At 72.5% G+C, this 14802-nt stretch carries 16 protein-coding genes; 7 read left to right on the top strand and 9 right to left on the bottom strand.

Features of this window, described 5'->3' with window-relative positions; all coding sequences use genetic code 11:
- Nucleotides 1-28: 28 nt before the first annotated feature.
- On the bottom strand, nucleotides 29-484 hold the full coding sequence (locus ACGFNI_RS05100; protein WP_393680706.1) for a DUF4442 domain-containing protein: 456 nt from the start codon (nucleotides 482-484) through the stop codon (nucleotides 29-31).
- A 238-nt stretch (nucleotides 485-722) separates the two neighbouring features.
- On the opposite strand from ACGFNI_RS05100, the gene ACGFNI_RS05105 reads away from it, so the two are divergent.
- Nucleotides 723-2000: an MFS transporter gene (locus ACGFNI_RS05105; protein ID WP_393680708.1), complete on the top strand. Its 1278-nt coding sequence runs from the start codon at nucleotides 723-725 to the stop codon at nucleotides 1998-2000.
- Between the two features lie 23 nt (nucleotides 2001-2023).
- On the opposite strand, the gene ACGFNI_RS05110 is transcribed toward ACGFNI_RS05105, so the two are convergent.
- From ACGFNI_RS05110 to ACGFNI_RS05120, 3 genes are all read right to left on the bottom strand, one after another.
- Nucleotides 2024-2815 carry a spermidine synthase gene (locus ACGFNI_RS05110; RefSeq protein ID WP_393681442.1) on the bottom strand — a complete coding sequence of 264 codons (792 nt, stop codon included), beginning with the start codon at nucleotides 2813-2815 and terminating at the stop codon, nucleotides 2024-2026.
- Nucleotides 2816-3076: 261 nt separating this feature from the next.
- Nucleotides 3077-4255, bottom strand: a complete 1179-nt coding sequence (gene tuf, locus ACGFNI_RS05115; protein WP_393680710.1) for an elongation factor Tu — start codon at nucleotides 4253-4255, stop codon at nucleotides 3077-3079.
- 112 nt (nucleotides 4256-4367) lie between these two features.
- Complete coding sequence (locus ACGFNI_RS05120; protein ID WP_393680711.1) at nucleotides 4368-4520, bottom strand: hypothetical protein; 153 nt, start codon at nucleotides 4518-4520, stop codon at nucleotides 4368-4370.
- Between the two features lie 168 nt (nucleotides 4521-4688).
- On the opposite strand from ACGFNI_RS05120, the gene ACGFNI_RS05125 reads away from it, so the two are divergent.
- Nucleotides 4689-5390, top strand: coding sequence for a TVP38/TMEM64 family protein (locus tag ACGFNI_RS05125; protein WP_393680713.1), 702 nt, complete (start codon nucleotides 4689-4691; stop codon nucleotides 5388-5390).
- Nucleotides 5391-5744: 354 nt separating this feature from the next.
- Complete coding sequence (locus ACGFNI_RS05130) at nucleotides 5745-6617, top strand: undecaprenyl-diphosphate phosphatase (protein WP_393680715.1); 873 nt, start codon at nucleotides 5745-5747, stop codon at nucleotides 6615-6617.
- 433 nt (nucleotides 6618-7050) lie between these two features.
- Here ACGFNI_RS05130 and ACGFNI_RS05135 read toward each other — a convergent pair whose 3' ends face one another.
- Complete coding sequence (locus tag ACGFNI_RS05135; protein ID WP_393680716.1) at nucleotides 7051-8274, bottom strand: GDSL-type esterase/lipase family protein; 1224 nt, start codon at nucleotides 8272-8274, stop codon at nucleotides 7051-7053.
- Between the two features lie 225 nt (nucleotides 8275-8499).
- Here ACGFNI_RS05135 and ACGFNI_RS05140 point away from each other — a divergent pair, with 225 nt between their 5' ends.
- From ACGFNI_RS05140 to ACGFNI_RS05150, 3 genes are all read left to right on the top strand, one after another.
- Complete coding sequence (locus ACGFNI_RS05140) at nucleotides 8500-9642, top strand: serine hydrolase domain-containing protein (RefSeq protein WP_393681444.1); 1143 nt, start codon at nucleotides 8500-8502, stop codon at nucleotides 9640-9642.
- A gap of 214 nt (nucleotides 9643-9856) precedes the next feature.
- On the top strand, nucleotides 9857-10588 hold the full coding sequence (locus tag ACGFNI_RS05145) for an alpha-ketoglutarate-dependent dioxygenase AlkB family protein (protein WP_393680718.1): 732 nt from the start codon (nucleotides 9857-9859) through the stop codon (nucleotides 10586-10588).
- A 113-nt stretch (nucleotides 10589-10701) separates the two neighbouring features.
- On the top strand, nucleotides 10702-10959 hold the full coding sequence (locus tag ACGFNI_RS05150; protein WP_393680720.1) for a DUF2277 domain-containing protein: 258 nt from the start codon (nucleotides 10702-10704) through the stop codon (nucleotides 10957-10959).
- A 33-nt stretch (nucleotides 10960-10992) separates the two neighbouring features.
- On the opposite strand, the gene ACGFNI_RS05155 is transcribed toward ACGFNI_RS05150, so the two are convergent.
- Nucleotides 10993-11610, bottom strand: coding sequence for a flavin reductase family protein (locus ACGFNI_RS05155; protein WP_393680722.1), 618 nt, complete (start codon nucleotides 11608-11610; stop codon nucleotides 10993-10995).
- Between the two features lie 116 nt (nucleotides 11611-11726).
- Between ACGFNI_RS05155 and ACGFNI_RS05160 the strand changes: the two genes are divergently transcribed.
- The gene (locus tag ACGFNI_RS05160; protein ID WP_393680724.1) at nucleotides 11727-12311 is read left to right on the top strand and encodes an AAA family ATPase; all 585 of its coding nucleotides are present in this window, start codon (nucleotides 11727-11729) and stop codon (nucleotides 12309-12311) included.
- Nucleotides 12312-12323: 12 nt separating this feature from the next.
- On the opposite strand, the gene ACGFNI_RS05165 is transcribed toward ACGFNI_RS05160, so the two are convergent.
- The 3 genes from ACGFNI_RS05165 to ACGFNI_RS05175 form a co-directional block, all read right to left on the bottom strand.
- Nucleotides 12324-12653, bottom strand: a complete 330-nt coding sequence (locus ACGFNI_RS05165; protein WP_393680726.1) for a hypothetical protein — start codon at nucleotides 12651-12653, stop codon at nucleotides 12324-12326.
- Nucleotides 12654-12759: 106 nt separating this feature from the next.
- Nucleotides 12760-13539, bottom strand: coding sequence for a VOC family protein (locus ACGFNI_RS05170; protein ID WP_393680727.1), 780 nt, complete (start codon nucleotides 13537-13539; stop codon nucleotides 12760-12762).
- 239 nt (nucleotides 13540-13778) lie between these two features.
- Nucleotides 13779-14597: an endo alpha-1,4 polygalactosaminidase gene (locus tag ACGFNI_RS05175; RefSeq protein WP_393680728.1), complete on the bottom strand. Its 819-nt coding sequence runs from the start codon at nucleotides 14595-14597 to the stop codon at nucleotides 13779-13781.
- Nucleotides 14598-14802: the final 205 nt, after the last annotated feature.

Genomic DNA, 14802 nt, shown 5'->3' on the forward strand with positions numbered 1-14802 from the left:
AGGGAAGCGGCTCCTGTCGGCCCCGGGATCAGCCGTTGGGGCGCAGGGTCCAGACGATCGTCATCTCGCCGGTCACCGCGCCGTCCTCGCGGGTGAGGGAGACGTTCACCGGGAATTCCGGGCGCTCGCCCGCGTCGAGGTCGGCGATCACATCGGCGACCGGCCGGCCGAGCTGCGCGGTCGCGGTGACCGGGCCCATCGCGAGCTTCTTGTAGTCGATCTCGGCACGTACCGCGAGCGGCACCGCGCGGCCCAGTTCGGAGCCGAAGGCCGTCATCACGATCGCGCCGCTGGCCGACTCGGCGAGGGTGAACATCGCTCCGGCGTGCGGGCCGCCGACGTGGTTGTGGAAGTCGGACCTGTCGGGCAGCCGGACCACGGCGCGCTCGGCGGTGGTCTCGGTGAATTCGAGGTTGAGGGTGCGCACCATCGGCACGGATGCCGCCATCATTTCGCCGATGGACGGCAGGGTCTCAGAAGCCATGCCAGCATGTTACCTATCGGTAGCTTGGTGGGGAAGGGCCGCCCGGGATCGGCGGAAGAGCGATTGGCCGGAAGGGCGGTGACCGCCGGTCCGCCGCGCGCATATCGTTGATCCCCATGTGGTCAGGACAGCAGCAGCCCGGGGACGAGAGGCATCCGCACCCGGGGCACAGCGGAGCGGAGGCCGGGCGCCGGTCCGCCTCCCGGCCGGCGGCGGCAGCCGTGCGACGGGGCCGGTCTTGGTGATCGCCCGTCCCGCCTGGGCGGGACGCAACTACACCCTCCTCACGGCGGCCACCGTGATCGCCGGGCTCGGCAGCTCGGGCGCCCTGATCGCGTCCGCCTTCGCGGTGCTCGGCGCGGGCGGCTCCGCCACCGACGTCGGACTCGTCGCCACCGCGCGGACGGTGCCGCTCGTCCTGTTCCTGCTCGTCGGCGGTGCGCTCGCCGACCGGCTGCCGCGGCACCGCGTGATGGTCGCCGCCAACGCCCTCAGCTGCCTCTCCCAGGGCGCCTTCGCCGCACTGGTCCTGGCCGGGCGGGCGGAGTTGTGGCAGATGGCGGTGCTGGCGGCGCTCGGCGGCACCGGGCAGGCATTCTTCGCGCCCGCGTCCGAAGGCATGGTGCTCGCCAGCGTCTCCGGCGCGCACTCCGGCCGGGCGTTCGCCGTCTTCCGGATGGGGATGAACGGCGCGAACATCGGCGGGGCGGCGCTCGGCGGCGCGCTGGTCGCCGCCGTCGGGCCCGGCTGGGTCCTCGCCATCGACTCGCTCTGCTTCGCCCTCGCCGGTGCGCTGCGCGCGTTCCTCGACGTGAGCGGCGTGCCCGAGCGGGCGCCCGGCGCCGGCCTGCTGCACGATCTGCGCGACGGCTGGCGCGAGGTCGTCTCGCGGCCCTGGCTGTGGGCGGTGGTGGTGCAGTTCTCCGCCGTCAACGCCGTGATCGTGGCGGCCGAGGCGGTCTACGGGCCGATGGTCGCCGACGAGTATCTGGGCGGCCCCGGGCCCTGGGGGATCGCCCTCGCCGCGTTCGGCGCCGGCACGGTCGGCGGTGCGCTGCTGATGACCCGTCTCACCCCGCGCCGCCTGCTGTTCGTCGGCTCCCTCTGCGTCTTCCCGCTCGCGCTCCCGTCGGCCGCGCTGGCCGTGCCGCTGCCCGCGGCGGGACTGACCGCGATCATGTTCGCCACCGGTGTCGCCGTCGAGGTCTTCGCCGTGACGTGGATGACGGCGCTGCACCAGGAGATTCCGGAGGACAAGTTCTCCCGCGTCTCGTCGTACGACTGGCTCGGGTCGCTGGCCATGGTCCCGTTGGCCACCGCGCTGGCAGGACCGGTCCAGGACCTCATCGGCCGGAAGGCCGCCCTGTGGGGCTGCTCCGCGCTGATCGCCCTGCTCACGGCGGCCGTGCTGTGCGTGCCCGACGTGCGGCACCTCACCCGTCGTCCGCCGCAGGAGCCGGGGCGGGCGGACGAGCCGGCCGGGTCCGCGGCGGGGGTCGCCGAGCCCGCGGGGTAGCGGCGGCCGTCGGCCCCGCCGGGTCAGCCGATGCTGAAGGCGCCGTCCGGTGGCACGGGTGAGGCGACCGCGTCCGCGTCCCCGACGGGGGCCGCGCCCGCGATCAGTTTCCGCAGCGCCGCGCCGTGTTCGACGCGGGCGGGGAAGGCGTCGCCCGCCGCCCGACGGGCCAGTTCGGCCAGCGGCAGCGGGGCGCACGAGGCGACCAGCACCGCGTTGCCGAAGCGGCGGCCACGCAGCACGGACGGCTCGGCGATCAGCGCGAGATGCGCGAAAACCGTGGCGAAGGTGGCGAGTTGGCCGCGCAGGAAGCCGAACGGCGCGCTGTCGGCGAGGTTCGCCGCGTAGATGCCGTCCGGCCGCAGCACGCGTGCCACGGCACGGGCGTACTCGACGGATGTGAGGTGCGCCGGCACCCGGGAGCCGCCGAAGACGTCGCCGACGATGACATCGGCGCTGTCGTCCGCCGCCGCTTCCAGGGCGCTCCTTGCGTCCTGGTCCCGCACGGCGACACCGGACCCGGCGGGCAGCGGCAGCCGCTCGGTCACCAGGCCGATGAGCCCGCGGTCGGTCTCGATGACGAGTTGACGCGAGCGGGGACGGGTGGCCGCGAGATACCGCGGCAGGGTCAGCGCCCCGCCGCCCAGATGCAGGGCGTCGAGCGGACGGCCGGGGGCCGCGGCCTCGTCCAGGACGTGGGCCAGCCTGCGGACGTACTCGAATTCCAGGTGGTCGGGCGCGTCGAGGTCGACGTACGACTGCGGTGCGCCGTCCACCGTCAGCAGCCAGGCACGCGGCCGGTCGACGTCGGGCATCAGCTTGGCGGTGCCGCAGTCCACGGCGCGGGTGACCGGTATCGGCTCGGGTGCTTCGTCCACCGTCCCATTGTGCCGGTCGGCCGGGGCGGCCGGACCTCGCCCTTGTTGTGTACGGCGGTCGGGGCGAGGCGCCGCCCACGGGGAGAGTGAAGCGGGCGGTACGGACACGCCGCCGTGTCCGTACCGCCCGCCCTCACGCGCCGGGCAGGTGCGCGGAATACCCGCCGCGAGCTGCCGGCTCCGGGCTCCCGGCGCCGGTCAGTCGCGGCCTTCGACGGAGCGCACGGTGCCCGCGCCGACCGTCCTGCCGCCTTCGCGGATGGCGAAGCGGAGGCCGGTTTCCAGCGGCACGTCCCGGTCCAGTGCGACCGAGACCGTCACCGTCTCACCGGGGCGTGCGACCGCCTTGTCACCGAGGTCGAGATCGCCCGCCACGTCCGCGGTGCGGAGGTAGAACTGCGGCCGGTAGCCCGTGGCCAGCGGCGTCCGGCGGCCTCCCTCCTCGGTGGACAGGACGTAGACCTCGGCGGTGAACCGGCGCCGCGGGGTGACGCTGCCGGGTGCCGCGACGACGTGCCCGCGGCGCACCTGGTCGCGGTGCAGACCGCGCAGCAGCAGCGCGACGTTGTCCCCGGCTTCGGCGGACTCCATCGGTTTGCCGAACGTCTCCAGGCCGGTGACCGTGGTCTGTGCCCCGGCGCCGAGCACCGCCACCCGGTCGCCGACGCGTACCGTGCCCCGTTCGACGGCGCCGGTGACGACGGTGCCGCGACCGGTGATGGTCAAGACGTTCTCCACCGGCAGCAGGAACGGTGCGTCGACGTACCGCTCGGGCATCGGGACGTAGGTGTCCACGGCGTCAAGCAGCGCGTCGATCGCCGCCGTCCAGCGCGGGTCGCCCTCCAGGGCACGCAGCCCGGAGACGCGGATGACGGGGACGTGCTCGCCGTCGTAGCCGTGCGCGTTGAGCAGTTCGCGCACCTCCAGCTCGACCAGGTCGGTCAGCTCCGGGTCTCCGGCGTCGGCCTTGTTGAGGGCGACGACGAGGTGCCGCACGCCGACCTGCTCGGCGAGCAGGACGTGTTCGGCGGTCTGCGGCATGATCCCGTCCAGCGCCGAGACGACGAGGATCCCGCCGTCGAGCTGGGTGGCGCCGGTGACCATGTTCTTGATGAAGTCGGCGTGGCCCGGCATGTCGACGTGCGCGTAGTGCCGGGTACCGGTCTCGTACTCGACGTGCGAGAGGGCGATGGTGATGCCGCGGGCGGCCTCCTCCGGGGCCCGGTCGATCCGGTCGAACGGGACGAAGGTGCCGCTCCCCCGGTCGCTGAGGACCTTGGTGATGGCGGCGGTCAGGGTGGTCTTGCCGTGGTCGACGTGGCCCATGGTGCCGATGTTGAGATGCGGCTTGGTGCGTACGTATGCCGTCTTGGGCATGGCGTTGTTCTTCCTCGCAACACTGCGGTGCTGACGGCGACTTGGCGCCGTGGAGACCCCTCAGAACATCCGACCCTCCCCCTGCGGGGTCCGCCGGACGATCCGGAGAGGGTCAGCTTCGCGTGCCGCCGGCTGCGACGGAGACGGCGACGGCGTGTGCCGCGGCGGCGGTCGCCCCGCCTGCGACGGGGGCATCGGCGGCAGCCTTCAGCGCATCGACGTCCGCGAGGGCGGACGGGAGCGGGAGGAAGGCGGGCCGGAACATGACGCCCATGGTGCCGGGCCGGGGACCGGGCGTCGAGTGAATTACCGGGGCCGGGCCGGAGGGTCGCCCCGGGCGGGAGGCGTACGCGCGGGGGGGGGCGGAGCCGCCCCGGTGACCGTGCGGGCAGGATGACGGTCACCGGGCGGCCCGGTCGGTTACGCTCCCCGGGTGTTCGAACCCGCCGCAACGCCTGACGGCCTCGCCGCGCGCTGCACGCGTGTGCTCTTCTCCCCCTGGGCCCGGCTCGGCCTGCTCCTCCTCCTGCTCGGCTGCGCCGCCGCCGCGATGCTGCTGTGGCAGCCGCAGCACCTTCTGGCGGGTGGCCGACTGCCACAGATGTCGGGCCCGACGGCCCTGGTGGTCTTCGCCGTGGCGTACGGCGTGTGCACCACGGCGTTCGTGCCGCGCCCGGTCCTGAACCTCGCGGCCGGCGCGCTCTTCGGCAGCCAGGCAGGGCTCGCCACCGCGCTCGCCGGGACGGTGCTCGGCTCCGGCCTCGCCTTCGGCCTCGGCCGCCTGCTCGGCCAGGACGCGCTGCGTCCCCTGCTGCGCGCACGGTGGCTGACCGCCGCCGACCGGCAGCTGAGCGACCACGGATTCCGCTCGATGCTGGCCATCCGCCTCCTCCCCGGCCTGCCGTTCTGCGCGACGAATTACTGTGCGGCGGTCTCCCGCATGGGCTGGCTGCCCTTCCTCCTGGCCACGGCGGTCGGCAGCGTGCCGAACACCGCCGCGTACGCCATCGCCGGGGCGCGGGCCTCGTCCCCCACCTCGCCGGCGTTCCTCATCGCCATGGGTTTCATCGCGGTCAGCGGGCTGGCGGCCCTGATCGTCGCGTGGTGCAAGCGGAAGTCCCTGCGCGGAACCTGAGCACGTACGCCGCCGGGTTGCCGGGGCCCCGGCGCCGAACTGCCCCACCGGGCTACCCGCTCTCCCTCACCGGCCTGCCCGCTCCCCCACCTGCCCGTCCGCTCTCCTCACAGGCACCTGATGGCCAACGGAACGTAGTCCTTTGGCCATCTCCCGGCGCTACGCTGCCGCGACTACCTCGTGATCCGCTCCCCCAACTCCCCCCGCCCCGGCCGGTATTGCCACCGGCCGGCCCGCCCGCCGTTCCCTGCCCACCTGCCACAGCGGATCCCCCCTCCGCTCCCGCCCCCCGTTTCCGTGCGCCCGTGCCGCTGACCGGGGCGGCGGTCGATCATCCCTGGATTGCTTCCTTCCATGAGCTGGTTTGCCTCTTTCGTTCTCGGACTCGTCCAAGGGTTGACCGAGTTCCTGCCCGTATCGTCCAGCGCGCATCTGCGGCTGACCGCCGCGTTCGCCGGTTGGCACGACCCGGGAGCGGCCTTCACCGCCATCACCCAGATCGGCACCGAGGCCGCCGTACTCATCTACTTCCGCAAGGACATCGCACGGATCGTCTCGACCTGGGCCCGCTCACTCGTCAACCGCGGCCTCCGGCATGACCATGACGCGCAGTTGGGCTGGCTGGTGATCGTCGGCTCGATTCCGATCGGCGTGCTCGGCATCACCCTCAAAGACGCCATCGAAGGGCCGTTCCGCGATCTCCGGCTCATCGCCACCACCTTGATCGTCCTCGGTGTCGTGCTCGGCATCGCCGACCGGATGGCCGCCCGTGACGAGAAGGGCGGCCGGCACCGCGCGGCGAAGCGGCGCAAGACCCTCGCCGATCTCGGCGTCAAGGACGGCCTGCTGTTCGGCATCTGCCAGGCCATGGCCTTGATCCCGGGCGTCTCACGCTCGGGCGCCACGATCAGCGGCGGCCTCCTGATGGGCTACACCCGCGAGTCCGCGGCCCGCTACTCCTTCCTCCTCGCCGTACCGGCCGTACTGGCTTCCGGCGTCTACGAGTTGAAGGACGCGGGCGAAGGCCATGTCGCCTGGGGCCCCACCCTCTTCGCCACGGTCATCGCGTTCGCCGTCGGCTACGCGGTCATCGCCTGGTTCATGGTTTTTGTCTCCAGCAAGAGCTTCCTCCCGTTCGTCGTCTACCGGATCCTCCTGGGCCTCGCGCTGTTCGCGCTGATCGCCACCGGAGCCCTGAGCCCGCACGCCGCCGAATCCGCGGGCTGAGCCGGCAGCCGACCGACCCGGCCGACGGCCGGTGCCACGGTCGCTGAGCGTGTGGGACTGGACACATGCAGACAGTTCCACCGCACCTGGTGTTCGAACGTCTTTGCTGGTCAGCGAGTTGACGGGGCGAAGAGGAGAGACCGCGGCAACGCCCCTGCCGGGCCGGGGGCGTTCGCGAGGTGAGGCGTTGTCAGTGGCTGCCCCTAGCATGTCTCACATGTCCCCAACTCCCTCTGCCCACCCGGGCCCGTCCCTTCCTGCCTCCGAGGCGAACGAAGCGATCCGACGTTTTGTGCGCGCCAGGCGATGCTGGTCATGGACCGCACAGGACATGACGGAGTACGCGGAGCTGCTGGAGAACTGGACGTTCGCGGTGCGGGCAGAGGTCGTCGAGGCGGCATAGGGCGTTCCGGCACGGTGCGCCGCGGGCGGCTCAGCCGCGCTCGGTGGTGAACGGGCCGTCGGCGCCGAAGGCCAGCGCGGCGAAGCGTTCACCGATGCGGCGGTGGGTGGCGGCGTCCGGGTGGAGCTGGTCGGGCAGCGGCAGTTCGGCGAAGTCCGCCTCGCCGTAGAGGTCGCGGCCGTCCAGGTAGTGCAGGTTCGGGTCGTCGGTTGCCCGCTGCTTCACGATGCGGTCCAGTTCGTCCCGGATGACGTTGAGGGTCAGCTTGCCTGCGGCCCGTTCCGCGGGGTCACCCACGGCCTTGAACTGGAGCTGCCCCTCGCGGAGATTGCTGAAGTCCGGGGCGGCGGGGCCCGGGGTGTCCTCGTGGATGGGGCACAGGATGGGCGAGACGACCAGAAGCGGAGTGGTGGGGTGCCCCTCCCGGATGGTGTCGAGGAATCCGTGCACCGCCGGGGTGAAGGCGCGCAGCCGCATCAGGTCCATGTTGACCACGTTGATGCCGATCTTGATGCTGATCAGGTCCGCCGGGGTGTCCCGCAGGGCGCGGGCGGTGAACGGATCGAGCAGGGCGCTGCCGCCGAAGCCGAGGTTGATCAGCTCCACACCGCCGAGGGAGGCGGCCAGCGCCGGCCAGATCGTGGTGGGGCTCGCGGCGTGGGAACCATGGCTGATCGAACTGCCGTGATGCAGCCACACCGCGCGGCCGTTGTCCGGCACGGTGTCGACGGGCGCATCGGTGCGCAGCGCGACGAGCTGGGTGATCTCGTTGTACGGCAGCCAGATCTCGACGTCCTTGACGCGGTCGGGCAGGCCGGAGAACCGGACGGTGCCGACCGGTCCCGGCTGGGTTTCCGCTTGCCCTGTGGCCATGTCCACCGTCAGGACGTTGCCGCCGGTCCCGCTCGCCTGCCCGGCCTGTCGGCCGTCGACGAGCAGGTCGTACAGGCCGTCCGGGCGGGGCGGGGCGCCCCGGTAGGCCATCTTGGTGCGGAGCGTGTCCAGTTCGACGACGGTGGCCCGCGTACGGAACGCCAGCCGTACGCCGGACGGCTGGGCCTCCGCCGTGGCCAGCTGCCCGTCGAGGTACTGCGCACGGGCACGGGCGGGCAGCCGGTGCGGCAGCACTCCGTGTTCGGTGTGCTCCACGTCGAGCGCGCCGCGCAGGAGGTCAGCGGTGAGGGGTGTGGTGATCCAGTCCGTTGCCCCGTGCGGGGTGGCGGGGCCGGGGGCGGGATCGTGCTGAGAGTTCATGGCCTCAGCCTGTCAACCGGATACCTGATCCGCACATGTTTTTCCGGTCCGCCACCGTCCGTGGCCGAGGCCCTGAAGGCAGCCGTCGGCCGCCCGGTCCGTGACGCGGAAAACCGCTCGTGGGAGGGGGTGCGGGCCACGTACCGTGACACGTCGCGCGGGGGCGTCAGGTCCCGGCGCGGGCACAGCGACGAGACGGATGCGGGCACGGGAGAGATGCGGGCGATGGAGCACAACGGCGGGGCGGACGAACGGTTCGGGGCGGTGGCGGACGAGTTCGCCAGGAACTTCGCCGAGTTCGGTGAACTCGGCGCGGCAGTCACGGTGTTCGTCCGGGGGCGCAAGGTCGTGGACCTGTGGGGCGGCGTCGCGGACCGGCGGACGGGCAGGCCGTGGCAGGAGGACACCGTCATCCCGGTCTTCTCCTGCGCCAAGGGCATCGTCAGCATCTGCGCCCATCTCCTCGCGCAGCGCGGGCAGTTGGACCTCGATGCCCCGGTGAGCCGCTACTGGCCGGAATTCGCCCATGCGGGCAAGGAGCGCATCACGACGCGGATGGTGCTCGGACACCGGGCCGGCCTGCCCGCCCTGGACCGCGCGCTCAGCTTCGACGACGTCGTCGGGTGGACCCCGGTGATCCGCGCCATCGAGGAACAGCAGCCCTACTGGGAGCCGGGCGAGGCGTACGAATACCACGGTCATGTCTTCGGGTTCCTCGTCGGCGAGGTGATACGCCGGATCACCGGCCGCACTCCCGGCGCGTACTTCCGGGAGGCCATCGGCGACGCGCTGGGGGCGCAGTGCTGGATCGGCCTGCCGGAGGACGAGGTGGGCAGGCTGGCGCGGCTCGTCGAGGCCGACGGCCGGCCCGCCATGCCCGACGCCGCGTCGCTGGTCATGCGCATCGTGACGATGAACGGCGCGCTGGCCTTCCCCGGTGTCGACGAGCCCCATGGCTGGAACGACCCCGACCTGCTGCGGGCCGAGCTGCCCGGTGCCGGGGCGGTCGCGTCGGCGCGCGGCCTGGCGACGGTCTACGCGGCGGCGTTCACCGGCGTGGACGGGCAGCCGCGGCTCCTCGATGCCGACACCGTCACCGACGCGACACGGGAGGTGTCGTCCGGCGCCTCGTGGTCGGGCTTCGACATGGGCACCCGCTGGGGATCGGGCTTCCTGCTCGACTCCGCGTTCCGCCCCCAGCTCGGCCCGCGCAGCCTCGGCAGCGACGGCGCCGGCGGGCAGTTCTGCTTCGCGGACGACGCGCAGGAGGTCGGTTTCGCCTACGTCGCCAACAAGATGATCGGGCACGGCGACCCGCGGGCCACCCGCTTGGTGGCGGCGGTACGGCGGTGCCTGAACGAGGCGTGACCGGCAGCCGCCGCGGGCCGGTCCCGGTCCCGGCGCCGTCGTGAGGTCGGTTTTCCGCCGGACCGATGGCGCCCGGTGCCGGAGAATCGGAGACGGACGGGCGGGAGGCGGGGCCGGTGAACGTGCCACGCTGGGAGGGACGCCGCCCTCGGGCGGCCCGTCCGCCACAGCCCCCGCCTTCACCGGCAGCGCACCCGAAGCACCCGAGGTACCGATGAGCACGCCACTTCCCGGCTTCGAAGACCTGGGCGGCCTCGGTGCGGTCCCCGGGGACGGCTCCGCCGACGGATCGGCGGCTCCGTCACGCCAGGGCCGCCAGGTACTCGCGCCGGGCGCCGTCCACCTGCCGGGCTGGCTGTCCCTGGAGGAGCAGCGGCGGCTCGTCGCCGCCTGCCGGGGCTGGGCGACCGGCCCGGTGCCGATCCGGCACACCAAGCTGCCCCGTGGCGGCGTGATGTCGGTCCAGACCGTCTGCATCGGCTGGCACTGGCAGCCGTACGCCTATACGCGTACCGCCGATGACGTCAACGGCGCGCGTGTGCCGGAGTTTCCCGACTGGCTGGCCGCGTGGGGGCGTCGCGCGCTGGCCGATGCGTACGACGACGCGTCGGCGGGTGACGGCTACGCGCCCGACACCGCGCTGATCAACTTCTATGACGGCCAGGCCAAGCTCGGGATGCACCAGGACAAGGAGGAACGCTCCGCGGCGCCGGTGGTGTCGCTGAGCATCGGTGACACCTGCGTCTTCCGGTTCGGCAATACCGAGACGCGTACCAAGCCGTACACCGACGTCGAGCTGAGGTCGGGTGACCTGTTCGTCTTCGGCGGGCCTTCCCGGTTCGCCTACCACGGGGTGCCCAAGGTGCACCCGGGCACCTGCGACCCGGCCTGCGGCCTCACCCACGGCCGCCTCAACATCACCATGCGTGTCACCGGCCTCACCTGAGCGCTCCGGCACCGGGCGGGCCAACTCCCCACGGCGCCCCGGCCGATGCCGCGGTCGGCCCGCGTCCCACCGGACCGCCTGCCCGCGCCGGCTCTCGGAGGCAGACTGGACACATGTGCCGAAGTATCAGGACACTCCGCCCGCCCGCCACCCCCGATGTCACCGACGAGGACATCCGGGCCGCGGCCTTGCAGTACGTGCGCAAGGTGTCCGGATTCCGCGCCCCGGCCGCCCACAACCGTGCCGTCTTCGAGCAGGCGGTGGGCGCCGTCGCGGCAGCCACCCAGGAACTCCTCGACGGCCTCCGGGTCCGCGGGGCGGCCACTCCCCCGGCACCGGCGCGCGGTGCGGGCCAGGGCCGGGGGAAATGAGCCGGATCGGCTGCCGGGGCGGGCGTCCCTCCGTCACCGGCCGCCCGCGGGCCCCTGCCAGTCCGCGTGCCGGATACGGGCGATCTCCCGGACGTCGCCGAGTGTGCCCCATTCGTCCTTGCCCAGCCGGCTCAACGGCCGCATTTTGGTGATCTCCGCGTGCCCGTCGACCAGTACGTCATCGGCCACGGACGCGTGCACCACCCGGCCGAGTACGAGGGTGGAGTCGCCGATGCCGACCGTGCTGTGCAGCTCGCATTCCAGCGCCACCGGCGAGGCCGCCACCCGCGGCGGCTTGACCCGCAGGCTGGGCTCGGATTCGATACCGGCCGCTGCGAACTCGCTCACGCCGTGCGGGAAGTTGGTGCCCGTGTCGTTGATCTGCTCGAACATCCCCTCCGGCGCGAAGTTGACCACGAACTGACCGGTGGCCTCCACGTTCCGCAACGAGTCCTTGCGCCCCACGGACGTGAACTGGACGACGGGCGGGGCGACACTGGCGATGGTGAAGAAGGAGTGCGGCGCGAGATTCGCGGCGCCCTCCGGGCCGACGGTGGAGACCCAGGCGATGGGGCGCGGCACCACCACGGCGGTCAGGAGGCGGTAGAAATCGTTGCGGGGCATGGCGGCGGGGTCGAAGTCGGTACGCATGGTGATCAGTATCCATGCGTGCGGGCGAGCCCCTGCGGCAGCTTCCGCCGGCGAACGGTGTGAGCCGCACACCGGCGCCGGACCGGCAGCCGAAGCGAGAACGGAGAAGGCCGATCATGAAAACACCGGGACGGGCGGTCGTCCTCGCGGGGACGTCCGGAGCGGGCAAGAGCTCAACGGCCGCGCAGCTCCAGGAGATTCTTCCGGACGCCTTCCTCGTCCTGGGCCTCGACACCTTCTTCGGCATGCTGCCGCACCGCTGGACCAGCGAGGGAACGGCGAGCGCCGAGGGGTTCTCCTACCTCCGGGACACCGATACGCGGGACGGCCGCACACGCCTGCGGATCGGCTACGGAGCGGTCGGCGCGCAGCTGCTGGCCGGTATGCGCCGGGCGGTGGACGGCCTGCTGCGGGAGGGGAACAACGTCATCGTCGACGAGATGCCGATCGACACCGGAGTCATGCCGGCCTGGCGGCGTGCGCTCCGGGGCCACGACGTGTTGTGGGTACATCTCACCGCGCCCTTGGCGGTACTGGAGGAGAGGGAGGCGGCGCGCTTCCCCGCGCGGTACCGCGGGCTGAGCCGGGGCCACCTCGACGTGTGCGAGCCGGACGACTTCGATCTCGTCGTCGACGCCGCGGCGCTCACCCCGCGGGAACGCGCACAGCGCATCGCTGCGGCGCTGCCGCCGCGCCGCTGACCCGCTCGTCCGCTACCGGTGGGCGGTCCGGTGTCCGAAGAGGTGCGGGCGGCGGTGACGGCGGGTGTCGGCCGACGGCGCGTCGGCGTCCCGCAGCACGGCGCGCCTCTCGCGGCGCGGGGAGCGGCGCAGGCCGGCCAGCAGCATGCTCAGCCCCAGGACGCCCACCGCGCCGACGATCACGCCGAAGAGGAACAGCGCGCCGGTCGATCCGGTCACGTGGTAGCCGAACACCGTGAACACCTGGGTGAGTTCGTGCCCGGTGCCGACGTTCGTGACGACGGCGGCGACCCCGACGACTACCGCGGCGATCAGCAGGATGAGGCCGAGAATCACGATCATGACGTGCTCCGAAGCTGACGAAGGGCGGGGGCGGGCCCCGCACTTCTCAGCGTGGACCCGTCCGCGCCCGGCAGCCACCCGGACGGCCCGTGACGGCTTGCGCACGCTACGGGGTGGAGACCGTGAACAGCCCGCCGTCCGGGTCGCGGATGACCGCCTGCGGTCCTGACGTGCCGACGGTGGGCGGCAGCGGCAGCACGAAGCCGCCGGCGGCAGCCGCGGCGGCAGCCGTCCGTTCGACGTCGGCGACGTGGAAGTGGATGTGCCACTGCGGGCGCACATGCGGGTCGGGGGCGGATTCGACCCCGCCGCCCCGCAGCGTGGCCACCGTACGGCCGCCCTCGCTCACCACGACCTCCTCGTCCGCGTACACGACGTCGCAACCGCCCGGGTGTCCTGATGCCCAGCCGAAGACCTCCGCGTAGAAGATCGCCGCGTCGAAGGCGTCGCGGGTGCGCAGTTCCAGGAGTGGCGGCGCGCTACCGTGGCCGACGGACCAGGCGGGGGTGCGTCCCTCCCAGAAGCCGAAGTTGGCGCCGTCGCGGTCGGCAGCCAGGGCCACCCGTCCGTGTCCCAGGCGGAGCGGGCCGACGGCGACGGTGGCGCCGCGTTCCCTGATCCGGGCCGCGGTGTCGTCGGCGCCTTCGACCGCGAAGTACGGGGTCCAGACGACCGGCAGGTGCCATTTCGGCGCGACGGCGCCCAGGCCCGCCACCGGTTGCCCTTCGGCGAGCGCGACGGAGAAGTCGTCGCCGAGGCTGCCGGGCCTGAAGGTCCAGCCGAGCACCGGACCGTAGAAGTCCTGCGCGCTGCCCAGATCATGAGTCGACAGGCTCACCCAGCACGGAGCGCCCGGCACGGGAGCGACGTACTCCGCGGTCGGCATGGCGTCAGCCTCCTGTTTCCGTGCCCGGCCGGATCGGTCTTCGAGCGCTGAAGGTTCCTGACCACTCCCGGCCGCCCGGGGGTCATGGCCGCTCCCCTCACCACTTCACGCCGAAAGCGCGCCGCCCGCGACATGGGGAGAGCCGAGCAGGTGCCGGGCCCGGCCGCTGCGGGGCGTGGTGCGCCGCTCCGGAAGCGAGGGGTGCACCACGCCGGTTCAGGTCATCCGGGCGGGCCGGTTCAGCAGGTCTTGCGGACGTACGCGTCGTCGCCCGGGGCGGAGACGTCGACGTCGCGCAGCACGACGCTCAGCCGGTCGCCGAAGGCGGCGCACGTCTTCTTGAGGTACTTCTCCTCGTACTCGATCACGATCACGTGGTCGCCGAAGCCCTTGGCGTAGTCACCGCACTCGTTCCACTCACCGCACTCCTCCGCGACGGCGAAGTCGAGGCCCGTCTCCTTGTGGTCGGCGGACAGCCCCGAGGCGTTCTTCTGCGCGATCGCCAGGCCCTTGTCGTGGGCGTGGTCGGCGAGCAGCCTGACGAATGTCTTGGCGTCGTCCTCGCTGATCAGATCGGTACGGTCGAAGGTGTCGAGGTTGTCGGGCTCGACGGCGTCGAAGCCCTTGCCCGCGCAGGTGTCGGTCCAGGAGTTCACCTTGGCGGCGATCAGCTTGCGCTTCGCGTCGGTGCGGACGTCCAGCATGGCCTCACCCCAACGGCCGTCGTAGACGATGTCGCCGTTCGCGTCCCGCAGCAGCAGGTCGCCCCACTCCTTCTCGGCGCCCGGCTGGGCCTGGAAGGCGTTGACGTAACAGATGTTGTAGAGGCCCGCCGCGGGTGCGGCGGTGTGGTCGCGGCTGACGACCTGCACCCCGGCGGGCGGTGCGTAGGGCTGGTTGATCTGGTAGTCGAAGCCGGCGTGGGCCGGCGGGAGGGTCACAGCCTGGGCCGCGGCGCTCGCGGTGGGGGTGGCGAACAGCGGGGTGATCACCGCCGCCGCCACGGCCGCTGCCACGGGCAGGTGTCCACGCGACCTGACACGGGGGATGTGGGGCATCTTCAGCTCCGCAGTGTGGGGGCACGGCCCCGCCTCGGACTCCGCACGCGCCGTGCGGATCCTGGCGACTCAGGCCGGACTGACGGCTCATGGACCGCGTTACCGGCTGGGCGTACCTCTGACGCCGAGTGATCAACTCTGACGTTGCATGGAGTAAAGCGACCGGGTTTTGGCATGTCAACAGAGCGCATGTGCCGCATCTCGC

It is taken from the genome of Streptomyces sp. NPDC048644 (genome assembly GCF_043199105.1).
GTDB lineage: Bacteria > Actinomycetota > Actinomycetes > Streptomycetales > Streptomycetaceae > Streptomyces.

Bases quoted from the DNA above. Each gene is read 5' to 3' on its own strand.
- ACGFNI_RS05100 (WP_393680706.1), bottom strand. From the start codon at position 484: ATGGCTTCTGAGACCCTGCCGTCCATCGGCGAAATGATGGCGGCATCC.
- ACGFNI_RS05110 (WP_393681442.1), bottom strand. From the start codon at position 2,815: ATGCCCGACGTCGACCGGCCGCGTGCCTGGCTGCTGACGGTGGACGGC.
- tuf (WP_393680710.1), bottom strand. From the start codon at position 4,255: ATGCCCAAGACGGCATACGTACGCACCAAGCCGCATCTCAACATCGGC.
- ACGFNI_RS05120 (WP_393680711.1), bottom strand. From the start codon at position 4,520: ATGTTCCGGCCCGCCTTCCTCCCGCTCCCGTCCGCCCTCGCGGACGTC.
- ACGFNI_RS05130 (WP_393680715.1), top strand. From the start codon at position 5,745: ATGAGCTGGTTTGCCTCTTTCGTTCTCGGACTCGTCCAAGGGTTGACC.
- ACGFNI_RS05135 (WP_393680716.1), bottom strand. From the start codon at position 8,274: ATGAACTCTCAGCACGATCCCGCCCCCGGCCCCGCCACCCCGCACGGG.
- ACGFNI_RS05140 (WP_393681444.1), top strand. From the start codon at position 8,500: ATGGAGCACAACGGCGGGGCGGACGAACGGTTCGGGGCGGTGGCGGAC.
- ACGFNI_RS05145 (WP_393680718.1), top strand. From the start codon at position 9,857: ATGAGCACGCCACTTCCCGGCTTCGAAGACCTGGGCGGCCTCGGTGCG.
- ACGFNI_RS05150 (WP_393680720.1), top strand. From the start codon at position 10,702: ATGTGCCGAAGTATCAGGACACTCCGCCCGCCCGCCACCCCCGATGTC.
- ACGFNI_RS05155 (WP_393680722.1), bottom strand. From the start codon at position 11,610: ATGCGTACCGACTTCGACCCCGCCGCCATGCCCCGCAACGATTTCTAC.
- ACGFNI_RS05160 (WP_393680724.1), top strand. From the start codon at position 11,727: ATGAAAACACCGGGACGGGCGGTCGTCCTCGCGGGGACGTCCGGAGCG.
- ACGFNI_RS05165 (WP_393680726.1), bottom strand. From the start codon at position 12,653: ATGATCGTGATTCTCGGCCTCATCCTGCTGATCGCCGCGGTAGTCGTC.
- ACGFNI_RS05170 (WP_393680727.1), bottom strand. From the start codon at position 13,539: ATGCCGACCGCGGAGTACGTCGCTCCCGTGCCGGGCGCTCCGTGCTGG.
- ACGFNI_RS05175 (WP_393680728.1), bottom strand. From the start codon at position 14,597: ATGCCCCACATCCCCCGTGTCAGGTCGCGTGGACACCTGCCCGTGGCA.